Genomic DNA, 18663 nt, shown 5'->3' on the forward strand with positions numbered 1-18663 from the left:
TTAGCTACATTTCACGATACATTAATAATTTCACAAGATTCTTCAATTCTTTTTTCCTGTCTTCTGCAACGGCGACTGCAGCCAGGCTTTCCATAGCAAGGGTGTAATATTCGCGCATTTTGTTTTCGCAGACATTACGGATATTCAACTGATTATAGATTTCAGTTACCGCTTTTATTTTTTCTGCTGGTTGAAAAGTTTCTGCATTCAACCAACGATTCAATTCTTCCTGCTGCTTTTCATCTGCGTGCTCCAATGCTTTGATAAGCATATATGTTTTTTTATTGCAAAGAATGTCTCCGCCTATCTTCTTCCCGAACACTTCCGGGTCTCCATATACATCCAACAAATCATCCTGCAATTGGAACGCAACTCCGATATGCATCCCAAAATGATAAAGATTCTCTGCATCTTCAGCAGTCGCTCCTGCCAAAATTGCACCGATTTTAAGACTAGCAGCAAGCAACACTGCCGTTTTCAAACGAATCATTTCAATGTATTCGTCTTCTGTCACATCACAGCGGGACTCAAATTCCATATCCAGCTGCTGCCCTTCACAGATCTCAAGTGTAGTCAGACTGAATAAATCCATCACTTCTTTCAGATGTTCCTGCGGACATCCCGTCATATAGCGAAATGCCAGAATCAACATAGCATCTCCCGAAAGAACAGCAGTGTTATCGTTCCATACTTTGTGTACAGTAGGTTTGCCTCTGCGCACATCCGAGCGATCCATCAAATCATCATGCAACAAGGTGTGGTTGTGGTAAACTTCAATTGCAGTGGCAGGATCGTATATAGACGCCACATCCTCCCGATACAAGTTATATCCCATCAACATTAACACAGGACGTATCCGCTTCCCACCCAGAGAAAGGATATATTCAATCGGTTCATAAAGTCCTTTCGGCGTCCGGGTAAACTGAATTTCAGAAATATGATGATTTATCTTATCAAGTAATTGAGAAGCTGTAAACATGATGAATAAAAAAATTAATGAATAAAAAGAGGCTGCCGAAAGCAGCCTCCTAATTTATATTATTACAAATTACTGCAATCTAAACATCACAGGAACCGTAAATTTAACACGTACCGGTTTTCCGCGCTGCATACCTGGTTTCCACTTCGGCATGGTATTAATCACACGGAGGGCTTCTTTATCCAGATACGGGTCAACGCTACGTACAACCTTCGCATCTACAATACTACCGTCTTTGTTAACAACGAACTGTACGATAACACGTCCTTGAGTTCCGTTTTCCTGTGCAATAGTCGGATATTTAATATTCTTTGCCAGATACTGCATCAAAGCTGCTTGTCCGCCCGGGAAATCCGGCATGTTTTCTACAACCTCGAAAATAGTCTGTTCTTCCGGTTCTTCTTCAACAACTTGTACAGGCACATATTTTACTTCTACACGAGCTTGGTTATCTTCATTGATAATAGTTGTTGTTTCCTCAATATCAGCTTTATCATCCACAATCTCCAGCAATTCTGCTACTTTTGGAGCTTCAGGTGGTGGTGGAGCTGCTTGTTCAGGGGTTTCGGTAATAGGAATAATTTCCTCTTCAAACACGACATCAGCTACTGCCTGGCTTGTATCAATCTTCACGTCACGCTGGGTCCATTCGAACGCCACGAACATGAAAGCTAGAACTACCACGTAACCAACGAGCAACCATGTAGACTTCTTGCCTTCCAGGTCTGCTTTGGGTGATTTTTTAACTTCCATAAATTTATTAATATAATGATTAAAAAAAAGTGTCCTTTCATGTGTCTCCGGGCAAATATAGTACATTTTCATGTATTCGTTCCCCTCTTTGCCTCTTTTTATCCGGCTTTTTAACTTTTTTAATTCTTTCGTACTTGTCTTGCTCCTTTTAACGGCAAACTTATGGTTGATTTTCAAATTTACCGTATCTTTGGCGGACAAATCAGATGAACTGAATATGAAAAAGATAACAATTGCAATCGATGGTTTTTCCTCTTGCGGAAAAAGCACAATGGCTAAAGATCTGGCCCGTGAAGTGGGCTACATTTACATTGACAGCGGAGCCATGTATCGTGCGGTCACTTTATATAGTATAGAAAACGGAATTTTCGACGGAGACGTTATCGATACGGAGAGGCTGAAAAAAGAAATTAAGGACATTCATATATCGTTCCGGCTGAATAAGGAAACCGGACGTCCCGACACTTATCTCAACGGTGTGAATGTAGAGAATAAAATCCGTTCGATGGAGGTTTCTTCCAAAGTGAGTCCTATCAGTACGCTCGACTTCGTACGTGAAGCAATGGTAGCTCAACAACAAGCAATGGGAAATGAGAAGGGGATTGTCATGGATGGCCGGGACATAGGTACCACTGTTTTCCCGGATGCGGAACTGAAAATATTTGTAACCGCCACTCCCGAAATCCGTGCTCAACGCCGTTATGACGAGCTGAAAGCAAAGGGACAGGCAGCCAGCTTCGACGAGATTCTGGAAAATGTGAAACAACGGGATTATATCGATCAAAACCGTGAAGTAAGTCCGTTGCGCAAAGCAGAAGATGCGCTGCTCCTGGATAATACCGACTTATCGATTGAAGAGCAGAAAAAATGGCTTTTCGAACAATTTAATAAGGTAAGTAAATAGTTTGTTTTATGATCAAGGTAGAGATAGACGAAGGTTCCGGCTTCTGCTTTGGTGTGGTGACAGCCATTCATAAGGCAGAAGAAGAGTTGGCAAAGGGAGAAACACTCTATTGCCTCGGAGACATTGTGCATAATAGTCGGGAAGTGGACAGGCTGAAAACGATGGGATTAATCACCATCAATCGGGAAGAATTCAAGCAATTGAAAAATGCAAAAGTATTGCTCCGGGCGCATGGCGAGCCACCGGAAACTTATATGATTGCCCGTGAAAATAAGATCGAGATTATCGATGCGACCTGTCCGGTTGTATTACGTTTGCAGAAACGCATCCGACAAGGGTATCTGGCAGACAGTGACGAAGAAAAGCAAATTGTCATCTACGGCAAGAGCGGACACGCTGAAGTGTTGGGACTGGTAGGGCAGACAGACGGAAAGGCAATTGTGATTGAAAAGGCAGAGGAAGCCAAAAAGCTGGATTTAAACAAAAGTATCCGCCTTTTCTCACAGACAACCAAGTCACTGGACGAATTTCAAGAAATCGTAGAATACTTCAAACAACATATTTCACCGGAGGCGACTTTCGAATATTATGATACGATCTGCCGTCAGGTTGCCAACCGTATGCCTAAGCTCCGGGAGTTTGCGGCTACACACGATTTGATCTTCTTCGTCAGCGGCAAAAAGAGTTCGAACGGAAAGATGCTGTTTGAAGAATGTTTGAAGGTGAACGCTAATTCGCATTTGATAGATAACGAGAAAGAAATCGATCCTTCTCTTCTTCAAAACGTAAAATCGATTGGTGTATGTGGGGCGACTTCTACTCCGAAATGGTTGATGGAGAAGATTTACAATCACATTCGGACGCTTATCAAAGAATAATTGCTTTATTCATATAAAGAATAATAGCAAAGCAACATAAGAAAAAACGGCAAAGTAACACGAATGAATAAAAAGAAAGCAAGAAAGGGCTATTTGAACATTTTTAATGTTTTCTTCATACGAAAAAAAACTTCATAACCGCTGCTTTCAACTTTTTATTGTACATTTGCCGCGTCAAACTAATTAATGAGAGATTGTTATATGGGAACAGTTAAGTGTATCGGAATTTTGACCTCCGGAGGTGATGCTCCGGGAATGAACGCTGCTATACGTGCAGTGACACGTGCAGCTATCTACAATGGATTGCAAGTCAAAGGTATATACAGAGGCTATAAAGGTCTGGTCACGGGTGAAATCAAAGAATTTAAGAGTCAGAATGTGAGTAATATCATCCAGTTGGGTGGTACTATCCTGAAAACAGCCCGTTGTAAAGAGTTCACGACTCCAGAAGGTCGCCAGTTGGCTTATGATAATATGAAAAAAGAAGGCATTGATGCCTTGGTTATCATTGGTGGAGACGGTTCACTGACAGGTGCACGCATCTTTGCACAGGAATTTGATGTTCCGTGTATCGGACTGCCGGGAACTATTGATAATGACCTTTACGGTACAGATACTACCATCGGATATGACACTGCATTAAATACGATATTGGACGCTGTGGATAAAATACGCGACACGGCCACTTCACACGAACGTTTGTTCTTTGTAGAAGTGATGGGACGTGATGCCGGTTTCCTTGCACTGAACGGAGCAATCGCTTCGGGAGCGGAAGCTGCTATTATTCCGGAATTCAGTACGGAAGTCGACCAACTGGAAGAGTTTATCAAGAACGGATTCCGTAAATCAAAAAACAGTAGTATTGTACTGGTAGCCGAAAGCGAACTGACCGGAGGAGCCATGCATTATGCCGAACGTGTGAAAAACGAATACCCGCAATACGATGTACGTGTGACGATCTTAGGTCACTTGCAACGTGGTGGTAGCCCGACTGCCCACGACCGTATCCTGGCAAGCCGCCTCGGTGCTGCTGCTATCGATGCTATTATGGAAGATCAACGTAACGTAATGATCGGAATCGAACATGATGAAATCGTTTACGTACCGTTCAGCAAGGCTATTAAGAATGACAAACCAATCAAGAGAGATCTTGTCACTGTATTGAAAGAGCTTTCAATCTAATCTTTTTATTTTTAGGAGTTCAGCTTATATCAGTATATAAGATAAAGAGCGGTGGATGAACGGGAGATTTCCTTATCATTCACCGCTCTTCTTTCATTTATTCAATGCTTCTTTTCACCACAGAGGACACGGAGGACACAGAGGTGAATTTGTTTTATGACTTACGGTTGCGACCCTAATTTTGATGCGTAATCCTCCTACTATAAAGTTGAAAAACATAAAAACATCTGCCACCTGCAACCAAACGTGTGTAATTCACTAGTTAATAGATAGTTGTAACGTTGCAGATACTGTTGCAGATAGGTTGCAGATCAAAGTATCTGCCACACAGTATAAGCCTTGCAAAGCCAATTCTCCATGGGTGCAAAAGTTTATTGTATACATTAACTTCCCGTTTCCAGGCGGGGAACTGTCGTTTCCGGCATTAGAAATTACAATTTCCACGGCAGGAAACGACAGTTTCTAAGGCGGGACACTACAGTTTCTACGTAAGGATACTGTCGTTTCCCCGTAGATATTTTACAAATTCTCCATAGAGTCACCCCAATTATCCCATAGCTTTGCTCAAAGGAATCAAGGCTTTTTCTTTGATTATATAACGTGTTGCAGATACTTTATCTGCAACCTATCTGCCACAGGTATCTGCAACGTTACAACTATCTATTAACTAGTGAATTACACACGTTTCGTTGCAGGTGGCAGATGTTTTTATGTTTTTCAACTTTATAGTAGGAAAAAATTTCATTCATTTCCGTACCTTTATGAGTCTTTTTATCCATAAATAATATCCAGTCAGTGGTAGTGCAGCCCCCAATAAGGCAGCAATAAAGGTAAGTATGCGAGTAAACATTCCTCCCCAGTTACCAACATGCACAGAATAAATCCAACCACGAATCTTTCCCGACTTGTCTTGATGTTGATAAAGACTTGTTTCTGTAAATTCACCATTATCCGTATTGAAAGAATAACGGTCAGATGCCCGCTGATTCCCGAAACGGTTGAAAGACACGCTTGCCGTACCAGAAGAAATACTGATTTGCTTATACTCCGGATTCTGACGTCTTAGTTTATCATAAATCTCCTGCCAATAAACGAAGGGTGAAGTTACCGAGTACATATCACTGTGATTGTTTTCCGGACGTCCGCCTCTTTCACCCTTTCGAACCTCATTTCCTTCTCTTTTCTTTTCCCGATGGGCTGCCAGTTTGGTATCCCTCTTTTGAGCATCACTTTTCTGTTCATGTCCTTGGGCGGCACGTTGCTGTACTTCTACCCCGAAGACCTTATAGAAAGCCGTCCGATACCACGGAAAAGACCAGGTCAACCCCGTCAGTGCCATAGCCAGTAGAAAGATCAGAGCATACATTCCACCTGCCACATGCAAGTCATACCAAAACCTTCTCCAACCTTTTGTTGCTGTTATTTTCAGGCTATTCTTCAATGCTTTACGTGTACGCGGCCACCAAATGACAATTCCCGAAATCAGTACAAAAACAAGTAAAAGCGTACTGACACCTACAATCATTTTGCCCCAAAAGATTCCTTCATTTCCCGGATTCATACTATCCAGCAACCAGCGATGCATTCGGAACATAAACATAAAAAAGCCGCTACGCTCGCTTTTTCCTTTTACTTCGCCCGTATACTGGTCTACATACAAAGATGCACGACGTGTTTTGGAAAGACTAACCTGATACGCACGTCCGGGATCAGAAGATATGCTGACACCGGTCACCGATACACTGTCAGGCAATGTCGTCGCCACTTTTTCAAGCAGCTTATCCATAGGAAGAGGAGACTCCTTTACCGTTTCTACGTAGTAAAGATCGCGTCGAAACCACTCATTCACCTCATTTTCAAATACCAGCATGGCACCGGAGAAGCAGACAAGAGTTATTATCAGTCCGAAAGGGACGGAAAGCCACAAATGTATCTTTCTGAATATTTTTTTCATGTTTTCAATCCTATTTCTTGAAAAAACCTGCAAAGCTTTCCGCTCGGCAGGCTTTTATATACAAAAGATTCTCTATTTAACCGACTGTATTATTTTGAAAGATATTCCATCTTACCTACCGTAGTGATAGCGTCAGCTTCTACCGTCAAACCTTTGACTGCCTTGCCTGTTTTTGCGTCTATTTTATAGAAGGCCGGTTTCTCGCCCGTAGTCACAGTGACAGCCATATAAGCATACCCTTTTTCTCCATAAGGCTCGCCACCAAACTTTCCGTCAGCCGGCAGACCTGTAACAAGCATAATCGTCTGATCTTCCGCCTTGAAAACAGCTAATTCGCTGACATCTGCACTTGTACCGCCACTAATCATATCTTCCGCTCCCTTTTTATACAATTGAAGCAGGAAGTAATCTTCAGAGATGTGCCAGCAACGGAAAATAGGATGTTTAGTGCCTATCTCTTCAAAGTTCACATAGTAATCCGGATCGAAATCTGTTGCGCCTGCTTTGATACGCATTGCGCCCGAAGGCTTCTGTCCTGTTACCTTCTTCAAATCTGAAGATGAAACTGCCGTACGTCCATATCCGGGAGAGAACACATAGACGTCACCATTATCAGCGGCCCAAATGGTCTGATAATATTGTGAACGCATACGACCGCATGCATAGCCTATTTTATCAGTCTTGGCAATCACCGGAGTCTCATTGAAGTTCGTGCCACTATAAATTGCCACATAAGCATTATCCGGGTATTGTGTAGAAGGAATGACACCGGCTGTATATGCACCGCTGCCGCTACCACCGTCAGTCTTAGTCACAAGTTCCTGATCTGTCACAGCTTCCGGCCATTTTTTAATACCGTACTTACTCATTCCCATTGGGATGACAGATGTATAAATCTTATTGTTAGCTTCAACCAGACCTGCCCATGAAACTTTTTCACCATTACCCAAGTAATTTTCGGCAAGCAAGGTACCCTCTTCCTGACTGCCATCGGTCGCATCCAAATAGTTGAACAACAATGCTTGAGCCACATTCTGATCCTCATCTGTTATTTTCGAGTCCCCGGTGGAAACAGTCACCACTTTATCCCCCCAGGTTCCATAAGACGTGATACGATTATAAGTGTATGTGTACTTTTCTTTCATTTTACCATCTGCCCCCAGATAATAGGAAGCTCCTGTACCTGCGCCACCTTTATTATAAACTAAAGCAAACACATAATCCAATCCTTTATATACCCAATAGGTACCGCCAATCACCTCGGTTCCATTCCCTTGAGTCGACACTGTTCCTTCATCCAAAGAATTGGCTACTACCAAATAACTTGCTTCACCGGTTGTGGCAGCCACCACATAAGCCGTTTCTCCATCAATTGGCGGGTTATCCACCGGATTATTATCATCGTCGCAAGATGCCACAAACACACCGCTACTCAAACAAAAAGCTACGGCAAAAGCCTGTAATAAAAACTTCTTCATATATTCTTTATTATTGATTGATACTAAAAACTTACTCTTATTATTTACCGAAAAACACTCTGAACTTTCCATAGAATGCGCGCCCCGCTTTTTGCAGGCTAAAATTGTCAAACAGTTGGGCATCGGTGAAATTCCGACATTCAAATGATACATTATAACGTCCATTCTTCATGGTGTAGGACAAAGACAGATTATGAGAAAACTGTTCCGGCACCATATTCTTTGAATCTTTATCTCCGAGATTTTCCCAATAAAGAGGAAAATCGTGCTGCCAGTAGCTATCATAGCCGATGCTCAACACATTTCCTTTGACAAACAGGTCATTCCAATAAAAATTTGCATTGATATTAGCATAACGATAGGGCAGATTCGGCATACGCACTTTATAGTGCATGCTTTCCTGCAAAGAGGAACCCGCCAGAAACTTTTCGTAATCACGAGTATCGATGCTATTGAATGTTCCTCCTATATCAAACCAACGCGAGAAGCTATAAAGCAATGACAAATTATACCCTTTGGTCCTTACGTGACCGTGGTTCTCATAATATCCGTAGCTTGTTCCTCCCAATACGTCCAGTCCTCTTTTTATGTAATCTTTCGTATCCCGATATATCAAACCGGCCTCGGCATACAATTCATGCTTGCCAAACTGATGATTATAGCTGAAACTCAAATTGACATTATCACTTTTCTCCGGTTTCAGATTCATTTTGCCAGCTTCAAGGTCTTCATCTCCAAAGAGTTCGTCCGTGGTCGGCAGGCGGAAAGCCTTTTCGTACGAAAGTTTCACCTGAAGATCTTTCCATATAAAATAGGTACCTGCCGCTCCATATCCAAGAGCGCTTGCCGTATTGGACAGATTGATATAATTGCCTATTCCATCCGTATTCTGCGATACCGGTCCCTTGTTGTATTGCCGGTAATATTTGGCAAATGCCGACACATTCCATCTGTCCGACGGCATCAGACGGTAAGAAAGCCCGCTGACGTTTTTACGGGTGATTTTAGGAATAGAAAAGTCCGTGAATTTGGAAGAAGCACCGATGGTAGAGCGGCTCGTACGTTCAAAATCACTGATTACATGACTGAAAGTAAACGTATGCGCCTGTCCGATATGATAATTCATCTTCAGCGTCCCATTCCAGTTTTTATTTTTAGATTCACTGTTCTGGTAAGACTGTTCTCCCCGGCTACCTTTTTCATAAAAATCTCCACGCCAGTTGTAAGCCCGCGAAGCGGTATCGACATTATTGGTGATATTATGATTGTAATTGGCAGTCAACAGCAGATCCAGGTTTTTCACCAATAAGTTCTTTTTGTAATATTCTAAAGAAGGGACCAACGAATGTCCTTTGCGGAATTTTTCACCGAACACGACATCTTGATAAACGCCTGTTTGTATCTCTTTATAGAAATGAGAATAATTGAAACTCAACGCCAAACGATCTGCCCATTTCTTTCCTACCAGGCCGATTTTTCCAATCACGGCTTCATTATGATACTGGTCATTAAAACGTTTCAGATGATAAATCTTATTTTTGTCAAGTGGCGGAAAACGTACGCTTCCATCTTCTTTAATCTCAAATTCGCGTACATAAGTGTCTACATAATAATCATTATCCGAGAAATTCTGAAAAGCATTGACCTCATACATAAAACCATTCTTGAACGTTTGTCCGAAGCGCACGTATGATTTATGAGTATTAAATGACCCGTAAGAATAGGAAGCGTCCATAAACCACTTTCCGGGTTGCTTGTTGGTGACAATATTAACCACTCCCCCAATAGCATCGGTTCCGAATCCTACAGGAACTACTCCTTTATAGACTTCTATACGGTCGGCAAAATTAATAGGAACATTGTTCAAATCGAATGCGGCACCGGCTCCCTCCTGTGGTATGCCGTCAATGAAGATTTTCACATGTTTCCCGCTAAAGCCATCGATATACAATTGCATATCCGACCCCACTCCACCTGATTCGCGGAGTTTTACACCGGGCACTTTAGTCAGTGCACCTGCCAAAGTCTGCGTACTATTATGCAATTTCTTCGCATCAATGGCTACCGCATTAAAAGCAGACTGATTCACACGACCGACTCCGGATGTCGTGACCAGCACCTCTCCCAGTTCTTTTACCGCCGGCGCGATAGTGACGTTTACTTTTATTCTTTCTCCCTTGGCTAATTTAACTTTCTTTTCTACCGTTTGATAACCGATAGCCGAAACGACAAGTGTATATTCACCGGCTGTAGTTTTCAAATGATATATACCTTTTTCATCTGTATAGCATCCTTGGTTGGTTCCTTTCAGATAAACTGTCGCAAAATCCACCACTTCTTTCTCCGTGGACATTACTCTACCCGAAATTAAACTATTACGGTGACGCCCATGTTGTGAATATACGGATACGGAAAACAAGAATGCCAGAAAAACCAAAAAATATTTATTGCTCATCTCCTTTTTACCTTTTTACTTTATACCTTTTCATTGCTCTAAAAGCGATGCAAAGGTAAGCAGAAAGAGGGATACCAAACAATCCCTATCTATTGGTAAAAATAAGACAACAAAAATGAGATATATAGATATGTACAATACCTATATATAAGTAAATACTGGATAATTTAAATAAAAAAAGAAAAGAAAACCTACTTCAGCCAACTCGCCAACGCACGTTCCGTTACCTCCCACAACTGCTCTTTTTGCACATGATTCGTGTATTTATCAGACAAGTTTTTCCGGTGGTTATTGACATACAGTTGTCCTGTCACACCGGCTTCCTTTTCGTCCAACAGTAAACCGATTGCCGTAGAAGCCCCTTTCTTGGGTTTACGGATAAAAGGACGGAAAAAAATATCCGTTAACGGATCGAACCACTTGTGCATAGTGATGATATCAGTAGAAACAATTCCCGGATCGGCAGCATTGACGGTAATCCCCTTCTCTCGAAGTTGCTCGGAAAGCTCGAAAGTAAACAATAATAAAGCCAACTTCGTGTTACTGTAAACAGGAATCCGCCAAAACGTTCCCGTTTTCCCTCTATGAAAGAAATCTGGGAAGTCGAGCTTGCCGATTGCGTATGTACAGGAAACCATATTTACGATACGCGCTCCACGCACCATCAACGGAATTAATTTCCGGGTAAGCAGATAAGGTCCCATGTAGTTCACACTTACTGTTCGTTCGAATCCTTCGGAAGTAGTATGAAAACCTGTCTCCATCGTTCCGGCATTATTCATTAACAAAGAGATGGGAAGATTCCTTTCTAAGATCTGACTGGCAAAAGCAACTACGGATTGCATAGAAGATAAATCGATAGCTATTACTTCCAAATCCGGGTTTCCAATTTCCTTGCTCAAACGTTCACGAACAACCTCCGCTTTCTTCGGATGATAACAAGCCATTATGATTCGATAACCGGCTTTGGCTACGGCACGTGTTATTTCTGTTCCCATTCCTCCGTCCGCACCGGTGATGATTGCCCATTTCATTTCACTCATTTTTTCTCCAGTTTATCAATCTCCTTTTGTAAAGAGGAAGGTAATTGTTCTTTCAAATGTTGATGACAAGCCATTTCTATCGTATACATACGTCCTATGCAATAATTACTGTGTCCACAGTTGCAGCGTGCTTGTTCCTCCTGTTTCATCCGGTTCACGAATCCCGGTTCGTTCAGTAATGCTCTCGCCATCTGCACGGCATCAAAACCGGAATCGAGCACTTCATCTATTTTCTGACGGGAAACAAGACCACCGACATAAATCAACGGCGCATCCGGAAGAGCCGCACGGAATTTCAGTGCATCTTCAAGGAAATAGGCCTCTTTGAAGGGCACAGAGGGTATCATCCATTTGCCAAACATACGGACTCCGTATTTCAGCCACCAACAATTCATATAGTAAGACATCGAACGAATCGGCATGGCACCTCTCATTACATACATCGGCGCTTTGCTGACAAAACCACCACTCAACACCAATCCATGAGCGCCAAGTTCCAACAGTCGTTTAGCCACTTGTATGGATTCGTCAATCTCCATTCCTCCTTTGAAACCGTCGCGCATATTCATTTTTACGAAAACTGCCATATCACTGCCTGCCGCTTTCATCACTTCTTCCATCACCATATCCATAAAACGCATCCGGTTTTCGAGCGAACCGCCATATTCATCTTTCCGATGATTGGTGTAGGGAGACAGGAATTGACTAATCAAATAGCCGTGCCCCGCATGTACTTCAACGGCGTCAAATCCGGCTTTCCTCGCCAGATTGACTGCATTTCCATACGCTTTCGCCATTTCCGGCAGCTCCTCTTTTTCCATTCCACGCACAAACGTAGGAGAATAGAGGTTGAAGCCTGAAGATGCGGATATAGGAGTGACACCACATATATTTTTATGGGACATATTTCCACAATGCCCGATTTGTATACCTACTGCGGCACCTTCATCGTGCACGGCTTTTGTCAGTTCGTGTAAACGGGGAATAATGGACGGACGCAACCACAACTGACGGTCGAAAGAAAGTCCGCTTTGTGTCACGGCAGCATAAGCCACTGTTGTCATACCCACTCCCCCCGCAGCTACCGACCGATGGTAATCCAGCAACATCTGCGTGGGAGTATTCTCCGGACACATGCTCTCAAAAGCTGCCGAACGGATTGTTCGATTCCGCAGCGTCAAAGGACCAAAGGTGACCGGGCTAAAAAGTTTAGATTCCATAGTAGTTGATATTTTATTTAAGTCATACGTAAGTCGTGATGAAAAGCGCCCCTAATAAAGAAAAGGGAACACTCGTTTCCGTTCTCCCACTGCGTCTCCGAATTCTTCGCGGTAACGGCACCAAATAGCGTTGGCACGGGGAACAAGGTTAGCAATCGTCCACCAAAGGAAGACCAGACCGGAAAGTGAACAAGTGAGTATCGCCCAACCTGCCCATTCTACTATCTCACCGAAATAGTTGGCGGAAGTGACATAACGGTACATTCCTTTTTGAGGCAGATAATGCCGGGTGTCTCCCGGTTTGCGCAAATGACGGATGATATAATCCGACTGCCAGTTCAACAGCATACCTGCGAAAAAGAGCAGTGTGCCGATAATAAACCACGGTGAAGTGAACCAACCGGATTGATACATCGTTTCGGGAGCAAGATAGAAAATCCATTTTCCTTGCATATAACCATTCAGCAGATTAAAAAGAACTCCCATCGACATGATTGCCAGCGGCATCTTACTTTTTCCTTTCAATAGCAAAGGGAAGATGAAAGCACGCTGAAAATAGTGAATCTGAAAGAAGAGGAAGAAAGTGAAAATCACCGGCTCGAACCGACGTTCGGAATAGATCCACATCACGCACATCACCACGAAAACCGGAGCTTCCATCAATATCCAGGCTAGTTTATTGGAGATAGCTACTCCCCACGATGCTGTGCGGAAAATACCATATCCGGCTTTCACAAAGTAAAGGGCGATAAAAACAAACAAAGCAATCAGGCTCATCACCCCCAGAAACAGATTAAAAGTATCTATACTCATACCGATCTATTTTGTAACACGCAAAAATAACAAAAATGAGATAAATGACGATACAAAAAATAGAAAGAATCTGAAGTACATTCTTTTACGAACATAAAAAAGGAGAAAATGTAAAATTTCCCGGATGCGCTTCTGAAATGATCGGGCACACATCCGGGATTACTTATCTATTTAATAAAAGGATTTGTTCTTATCAGCGTTTCTTAATTGGGATATAAGCCAAATCATCAAGTACATTTTTATAAGCCGGGCGGATAATCCGTTTACCGTCGAAGGTTAATTCTTCATTGCGGTGTGCACACCAGCCTACGATACGCGCCATGGCAAACAGTGGAGTGAAGATTTCCTGCGGCAAACCGATCATTTCATACACGAAGCCCGAATAAAAGTCGATATTGCTGGACACTGTCTTTCCGTTGTTTTTAACCCGTCCGAAAGTAGCGATGGCACGTTCTTCCAGCAGTTCAAGAAAAGCAAATTCGCTTTCTCTGCCTTTTTCACGGGCAAGGTCGCGAGCCAGTTCTTTCAATAGAAGAGCACGAGGGTCGGAGATGGTATAAACGGCATGTCCGATACCATAGATCAATCCGGTTTTGTTATACACTTCTTTGTTCAACATTCGGGTGTAATAAGTGTCTATCTCATCTACACTTGTCCAGTCTTTAATATTTTCCTTCAGGTGCTGAAACATGTCGGCAACCTGAATATTGGCACCTCCGTGAAGCGGGCCTTTCAGCGAACCGATACCGGCGGCGATGGCCGAATAAGTATCTGTTCCGGTAGAAGAAGTAACACGAACGGTGAAAGTGGAGTTATTACCACCACCGTGCTCTGCCTGAAGAATCAATAACAAATCAAGGGTGCGTGCATCCAGTTCGGTATAGTCTTTTTTCAGCATATACAGGAAATTTTCGGCAATAGAGAGCTTTTCCTGCGGATGGCGGATATGCAGAGAACGTCCGAAAGTAGCATGACGAAGCATATTATAAGCATAAGCGATGATAGTGGGGAACTTTGAAATCAGTTCAATACTCTGACGCATCAGGTTATCCCGGGAGGTATCATCCGCATTTGCGTCAAAACGATACATTTCCAATACACTGCGTGAAAGAATATTCATGATGTTGTTTCCTTCCAACTCGATGATGTTCATTTTCGTTTTCTGTTCCAACGGCATATTGTCGTTAATCAACTCACGGAAAGAAAGCAATTCTTCTTTATCCGGCAGACGTCCGGAAAGCAATAGGTAAGCCACTTCTTCGAAGCCAAAGCGTTTCTCTTTGATTATAGCGTGAGAAATATCTTCTACATCATAACCGCGATAGAACAGTTTTCCCGGTATGGGTTTCAGTCCACCACCCGGAACACGTTCATATCCTACTACATTACCGATTCTGGTTAAACCTACCAATACACCTGTGCCGTCTTCATTACGCAATCCGCGCTTCACATCAAACTTGGAGAACAATTCTGTATCAATCCGGGTAGCTTCCTTCATTTCCTCGGAAAGCTTGTAAATCAAGTACTCTTTTTTCATCTTTCTTCGTTTTTTATTCGTTACTTTTGTTTTTCAATTCTTTCCACGATCTCACGAGTGAAAGCGGAAGTAGAGAGGGAGGTTCCATTCGGCATAAAACGGGCTAAATCGTGTGTAGCGCGAGCGTCCAGGAAGCTTTGTTCCAAGGCTTTCTCTATCAGAGCAGCCGCTTCTTTCCAGTCAAAATATTCGAGCATCATTACTGCCGAAAGGATAATAGAACAAGGGTTCACCACATCTTTTCCCGCAATATTGGGGGCTGTTCCGTGAGTCGCTTCAAAGATGGCATGACCTGTCTGGTAGTTGATATTTGCTCCCGGAGCGATACCGATACCGCCTACCATAGCCGCCAGTTGGTCAGAAACGTAGTCTCCGTTGAGGTTTAAGGTGGCTATTACGGAATATTCTTCGGGAATCAGGAGTGTATTTTGCAAGAAAGCATCTGCAATGCAATCTTTTATCACCAGTCTGCCATCTGCCAAAGCATCGCCAAATTCACGTTGCGCCAGTTCGTAGCCCCATTTTTTGAAACCACCTTCGGTAAACTTCATGATATTCCCTTTATGCACCAGCGTTACGGAAGGCAAATGATGGTCGATCGCATACTGGCAGGCAGCACGTACAAGACGCTCCGTGCCCTCACGTGATACAGGTTTCACACCGAAAGAAGAGGTTTCCGGGAAACGGACTTTTGTCACGCCCATTTCGTCTTTCAGGAATTGATAGAACTTTTCAGCTTCCGGAGTTCCGGCTTCCCATTCGATACCTGCATAAATATCTTCCGTATTTTCACGGAACACACACATATTCACTTTCTCCGGTGATTTGACAGGCGACTGTACTCCCTGATACCAACGAACCGGACGAAGACAGACGTATAAATCAAGTGTCTGACGCAGTGCTACGTTCAACGAACGGATTCCACCTCCGACAGGAGTTGTCAACGGACCTTTGATTCCTACCAGGTATTCCTGAAAGGTTTCCATTGTTTCATCCGGTAACCAGGAACCAGTCGCGTTGAAGGCACGTTCTCCCGCCAACACTTCTTTCCATTCGATACGACGTTTGCCACCGTATGCTTTCCGGATAGCTGCGTCCACTACGGCTTGCATGGCAGGAGTCACTTCGGCTCCTACTCCATCGCCGGTAATATAAGGTACGGTAGGCACATCGGGTACCAACAGCGTACCATCTGTTTGCATGGTTATTTTGCTCATTTTTTATCTTGCATTTAAGGCAGAACCGGCACGAAACCAGGCTATCTGCTGTTCATTATAGGTATGTTGCACTTCAAAACTTTCTTTCGTTCCGTCTTCGTGATGAAGAACAATCGTCAGATTGCGCCCCGGTGCGAAATGGACTAAGCCTGATACGGACAAAAGATCGTGTTCCCGAATCTTGTCATAGTCTGCTTTATCTACAAAAGTAAGAGCAAGCATTCCTTGTTTTTTCAGATTTGTTTCGTGGATACGGGCAAAACTCTTAGCCAAAATGACACGTACATTGAGGAAGCGTGGTTCCATGGCTGCATGTTCACGGCTGGAACCTTCTCCATAATTCTCTTCGGCAACAACAATAGACGGAATACCTTCGGATTTATACATCTTTGCCGTACCGGAAACTGTTCCATAAGTATTTGTCGAACGATTCCAAACACGGTTCGTTTCACCATTGAAAGCATTGACAGCTCCCATCAGCATATTGTCAGAAATATTCTCCAAATGTCCCCGGAAGCGGAGCCATGGACCTGCCATAGAGATATGGTCGGTAGTACATTTTCCCTGTGCTTTAATCAATAAAGGCATGTTCAGCAAATCCTGTCCGTCCCATGCCGGGAAAGGAGTCAGAAGCTGGAGACGTTGGGAATCCGGTTTTACCCTGATTTCCGTTTTTGCTCCGTGCGGGGCAATATACCCTTCATTTCCCTGTTCAAAACCTTTCAAAGGAAGTTCATCTCCTACAGGCTCGGAGAGTTTCACTTTTTCTCCGTTATGATTCACCAGTCTGTCTTTCAACGGGTTGAAACAGAGATCACCGGCTATTGTTAACGCCATCGTTAGTTCCGGAGAAGCTACAAATGCATAGGTGTTGGGATTACCGTCAGCGCGTTTGGCAAAATTACGATTGAAAGAGGTGACGATTGAGTTCTTTCGTGTCAGATCGTCCGTCTCACGTTTCCACTGACCGATACAAGGTCCACAAGCATTTGCCATAATCGTGGCTCCCAACCGTTCAAAAGCTTCAATCATACCGTCTCTTTCGGCAGTAGCCCGGATTTGCTCCGAACCCGGATTGACGATCAGCGGAGAAGCGACGCTCAAATTCTTTTCTGTCACCTGCTTTGCCAGAGAAGCTGCACGGCTCAAATCCTGATAAGAAGAATTGGTACATGAACCTATCAAGCCCACCTCCATTTTACGGGGGTAGCCGTTCAATAACACTTTTTCTGCAAATTCAGAGATAGGAGTAGCGGCATCCGGTGTAAACGGCCCGTTTATATAAGGTTCGAGTTCTGACAAATCTATTTCAATCACACGGTCGTAATAGTTGGATGGTTCGTCGGTCACAATGTCGTCTGCACGAAGATCTGCATCAACAGATTCAGCCCAATCAACTACACAATCTCTTCCGGTAGCTCTCAAATAAGTAGCCATGCGCCCGTCAAAGGGGAACAAAGAGGTAGTAGCTCCAACTTCGGCACCCATATTGCAAATGGTGGCTTTCCCGGTAGCAGAAAGGGATTCGGTTCCGGGACCAAAATATTCGATAATAGCATTCGTTCCTCCTTTTACGGTAAGGATGCCGGCCAATTTCAGGATTACATCTTTCGGAGAGGTCCAACCGCTTAGTTTTCCGGTCAGACGGACACCGATAATCTTCGGCATTTTCAGCTCCCATTCCATTCCTGTCATCACATCCACGGCATCCGCGCCACCGACACCGATAGCCACCATGCCCAGTCCGCCTGCATTAGGCGTATGAGAGTCTGTTCCCACCATCATACCGCCGGGGAAAGCATAGTTTTCGAGCACTACCTGATGGATAATTCCTGCTCCCGGTTTCCAGAAGCCGATGCCATAACGGGAAGATACATCACGGAGGAAGTCGTATACTTCTTCATTGGTTAGTCTTGCCGTAGCAATATCCGCCTTTGCACCTTTATACGCCTGTATCAAGTGATCGCAATGCACTGTTGAAGGCACAGCCACCTGATCCTTACCTGCATTCATAAATTGAAGCAATGCCATCTGCGCAGTTGCATCCTGCATAGCCACACGGTCGGGACGGAAATTCACATAATCCTCCCCCCGTTTGTAATCTTTCAAATCGGCTACATCATACAGATGAGCATACAAAATCTTCTCGGCCAACGTCAAAGGGCGTTTCAGTATAGCCCGTACGTGTTCTACCTTTCCTTTATAAGCAGCGTAGAAAGCTTCTAACATAGTCACATCATATACCATATT

Annotated in this window: 14 protein-coding genes; 3 read left to right on the forward strand and 11 right to left on the reverse strand. The window is 43.5% G+C overall.

The features are described from left to right. Positions 1–4: 4 nt before the first annotated feature. Both DW862_RS14345 and DW862_RS14350 read right to left on the reverse strand, forming a co-directional pair. Positions 5–979 carry a polyprenyl synthetase family protein gene (locus tag DW862_RS14345; RefSeq protein ID WP_049702117.1) on the reverse strand — a complete coding sequence of 325 codons (975 nt, stop codon included), beginning with the start codon at positions 977–979 and terminating at the stop codon, positions 5–7. 69 nt (positions 980–1048) lie between these two features. Next, positions 1049–1732 carry an energy transducer TonB gene (locus DW862_RS14350; RefSeq protein ID WP_004321840.1) on the reverse strand — a complete coding sequence of 228 codons (684 nt, stop codon included), beginning with the start codon at positions 1730–1732 and terminating at the stop codon, positions 1049–1051. 70 nt (positions 1733–1802) lie between these two features. On the opposite strand from DW862_RS14350, the gene cmk reads away from it, so the two are divergent. The 3 genes from cmk to pfkA all read left to right on the forward strand — a co-directional run bounded on the left by cmk (position 1803) and on the right by pfkA (position 4696). Continuing rightward, positions 1803–2636 carry a (d)CMP kinase gene (cmk, locus tag DW862_RS14355; RefSeq protein ID WP_181985794.1) on the forward strand — a complete coding sequence of 278 codons (834 nt, stop codon included), beginning with the start codon at positions 1803–1805 and terminating at the stop codon, positions 2634–2636. A gap of 8 nt (positions 2637–2644) precedes the next feature. Then, positions 2645–3514 carry a 4-hydroxy-3-methylbut-2-enyl diphosphate reductase gene (locus DW862_RS14360; RefSeq protein ID WP_004306786.1) on the forward strand — a complete coding sequence of 290 codons (870 nt, stop codon included), beginning with the start codon at positions 2645–2647 and terminating at the stop codon, positions 3512–3514. A gap of 201 nt (positions 3515–3715) precedes the next feature. Then, the gene (gene pfkA, locus DW862_RS14365) at positions 3716–4696 is read left to right on the forward strand and encodes a 6-phosphofructokinase (RefSeq protein WP_004297914.1); all 981 of its coding nucleotides are present in this window, start codon (positions 3716–3718) and stop codon (positions 4694–4696) included. Between the two features lie 745 nt (positions 4697–5441). On the opposite strand, the gene DW862_RS14370 is transcribed toward pfkA, so the two are convergent. The 9 genes from DW862_RS14370 to DW862_RS14410 form a co-directional block, all read right to left on the reverse strand. Continuing rightward, positions 5442–6650, reverse strand: coding sequence for a PepSY domain-containing protein (locus DW862_RS14370; RefSeq protein WP_032849564.1), 1209 nt, complete (start codon positions 6648–6650; stop codon positions 5442–5444). A gap of 89 nt (positions 6651–6739) precedes the next feature. After that, a complete protein-coding gene (locus tag DW862_RS14375) occupies positions 6740–8128 on the reverse strand; it encodes a DUF4374 domain-containing protein (protein ID WP_008776298.1) in 1389 nt (462 codons plus the stop codon). A 40-nt stretch (positions 8129–8168) separates the two neighbouring features. Continuing rightward, positions 8169–10583 carry a TonB-dependent receptor gene (locus DW862_RS14380; protein WP_117611036.1) on the reverse strand — a complete coding sequence of 805 codons (2415 nt, stop codon included), beginning with the start codon at positions 10581–10583 and terminating at the stop codon, positions 8169–8171. A gap of 191 nt (positions 10584–10774) precedes the next feature. Beyond that, entirely contained in the window at positions 10775–11626 is an 852-nt protein-coding gene (locus DW862_RS14385; RefSeq protein ID WP_008770745.1) for an SDR family oxidoreductase, read from the reverse strand. Further along, positions 11623–12846, reverse strand: coding sequence for an NADH:flavin oxidoreductase (locus DW862_RS14390; protein WP_004315786.1), 1224 nt, complete (start codon positions 12844–12846; stop codon positions 11623–11625). Before DW862_RS14390 ends, DW862_RS14385 begins: the two co-directional genes overlap by 4 nt. Before the next feature lie 51 nt (positions 12847–12897). Beyond that, positions 12898–13659 (reverse strand): DUF1295 domain-containing protein, encoded by a 762-nt coding sequence (locus DW862_RS14395; RefSeq protein WP_087320508.1) that lies wholly within the window; start codon positions 13657–13659, stop codon positions 12898–12900. 193 nt (positions 13660–13852) lie between these two features. After that, the gene (locus DW862_RS14400; RefSeq protein WP_004299485.1) at positions 13853–15196 is read right to left on the reverse strand and encodes a citrate/2-methylcitrate synthase; all 1344 of its coding nucleotides are present in this window, start codon (positions 15194–15196) and stop codon (positions 13853–13855) included. Positions 15197–15216: 20 nt separating this feature from the next. Further along, the gene (gene icd, locus DW862_RS14405; protein WP_004315788.1) at positions 15217–16413 is read right to left on the reverse strand and encodes an NADP-dependent isocitrate dehydrogenase; all 1197 of its coding nucleotides are present in this window, start codon (positions 16411–16413) and stop codon (positions 15217–15219) included. A gap of 3 nt (positions 16414–16416) precedes the next feature. Beyond that, the gene (locus DW862_RS14410; protein ID WP_008770744.1) at positions 16417–18660 is read right to left on the reverse strand and encodes an aconitate hydratase; all 2244 of its coding nucleotides are present in this window, start codon (positions 18658–18660) and stop codon (positions 16417–16419) included. Between the last annotated feature and the right edge of the window lie 3 nt (positions 18661–18663).

Origin of the sequence: Bacteroides sp. AM37-9 (assembly GCF_003603455.1) — a bacterium.
Taxonomy (GTDB): domain Bacteria; phylum Bacteroidota; class Bacteroidia; order Bacteroidales; family Bacteroidaceae; genus Bacteroides; species Bacteroides xylanisolvens.

Coding starts and splice junctions, on each gene's coding strand:
- DW862_RS14385 (WP_008770745.1), bottom strand. CDS start 11,626: ATGAGTGAAATGAAATGGGCAATCATCACCGGTGCGGACGGAGGAATG.
- DW862_RS14345 (WP_049702117.1), bottom strand. CDS start 979: ATGTTTACAGCTTCTCAATTACTTGATAAGATAAATCATCATATTTCT.
- icd (WP_004315788.1), bottom strand. CDS start 16,413: ATGAGCAAAATAACCATGCAAACAGATGGTACGCTGTTGGTACCCGAT.
- cmk (WP_181985794.1), top strand. CDS start 1,803: ATGTATTCGTTCCCCTCTTTGCCTCTTTTTATCCGGCTTTTTAACTTT.
- DW862_RS14350 (WP_004321840.1), bottom strand. CDS start 1,732: ATGGAAGTTAAAAAATCACCCAAAGCAGACCTGGAAGGCAAGAAGTCT.
- DW862_RS14375 (WP_008776298.1), bottom strand. CDS start 8,128: ATGAAGAAGTTTTTATTACAGGCTTTTGCCGTAGCTTTTTGTTTGAGT.
- DW862_RS14370 (WP_032849564.1), bottom strand. CDS start 6,650: ATGAAAAAAATATTCAGAAAGATACATTTGTGGCTTTCCGTCCCTTTC.
- DW862_RS14390 (WP_004315786.1), bottom strand. CDS start 12,846: ATGGAATCTAAACTTTTTAGCCCGGTCACCTTTGGTCCTTTGACGCTG.
- DW862_RS14410 (WP_008770744.1), bottom strand. CDS start 18,660: ATGGTATATGATGTGACTATGTTAGAAGCTTTCTACGCTGCTTATAAA.
- pfkA (WP_004297914.1), top strand. CDS start 3,716: ATGGGAACAGTTAAGTGTATCGGAATTTTGACCTCCGGAGGTGATGCT.
- DW862_RS14395 (WP_087320508.1), bottom strand. CDS start 13,659: ATGAGTATAGATACTTTTAATCTGTTTCTGGGGGTGATGAGCCTGATT.
- DW862_RS14380 (WP_117611036.1), bottom strand. CDS start 10,583: ATGAGCAATAAATATTTTTTGGTTTTTCTGGCATTCTTGTTTTCCGTA.
- DW862_RS14400 (WP_004299485.1), bottom strand. CDS start 15,196: ATGAAAAAAGAGTACTTGATTTACAAGCTTTCCGAGGAAATGAAGGAA.
- DW862_RS14360 (WP_004306786.1), top strand. CDS start 2,645: ATGATCAAGGTAGAGATAGACGAAGGTTCCGGCTTCTGCTTTGGTGTG.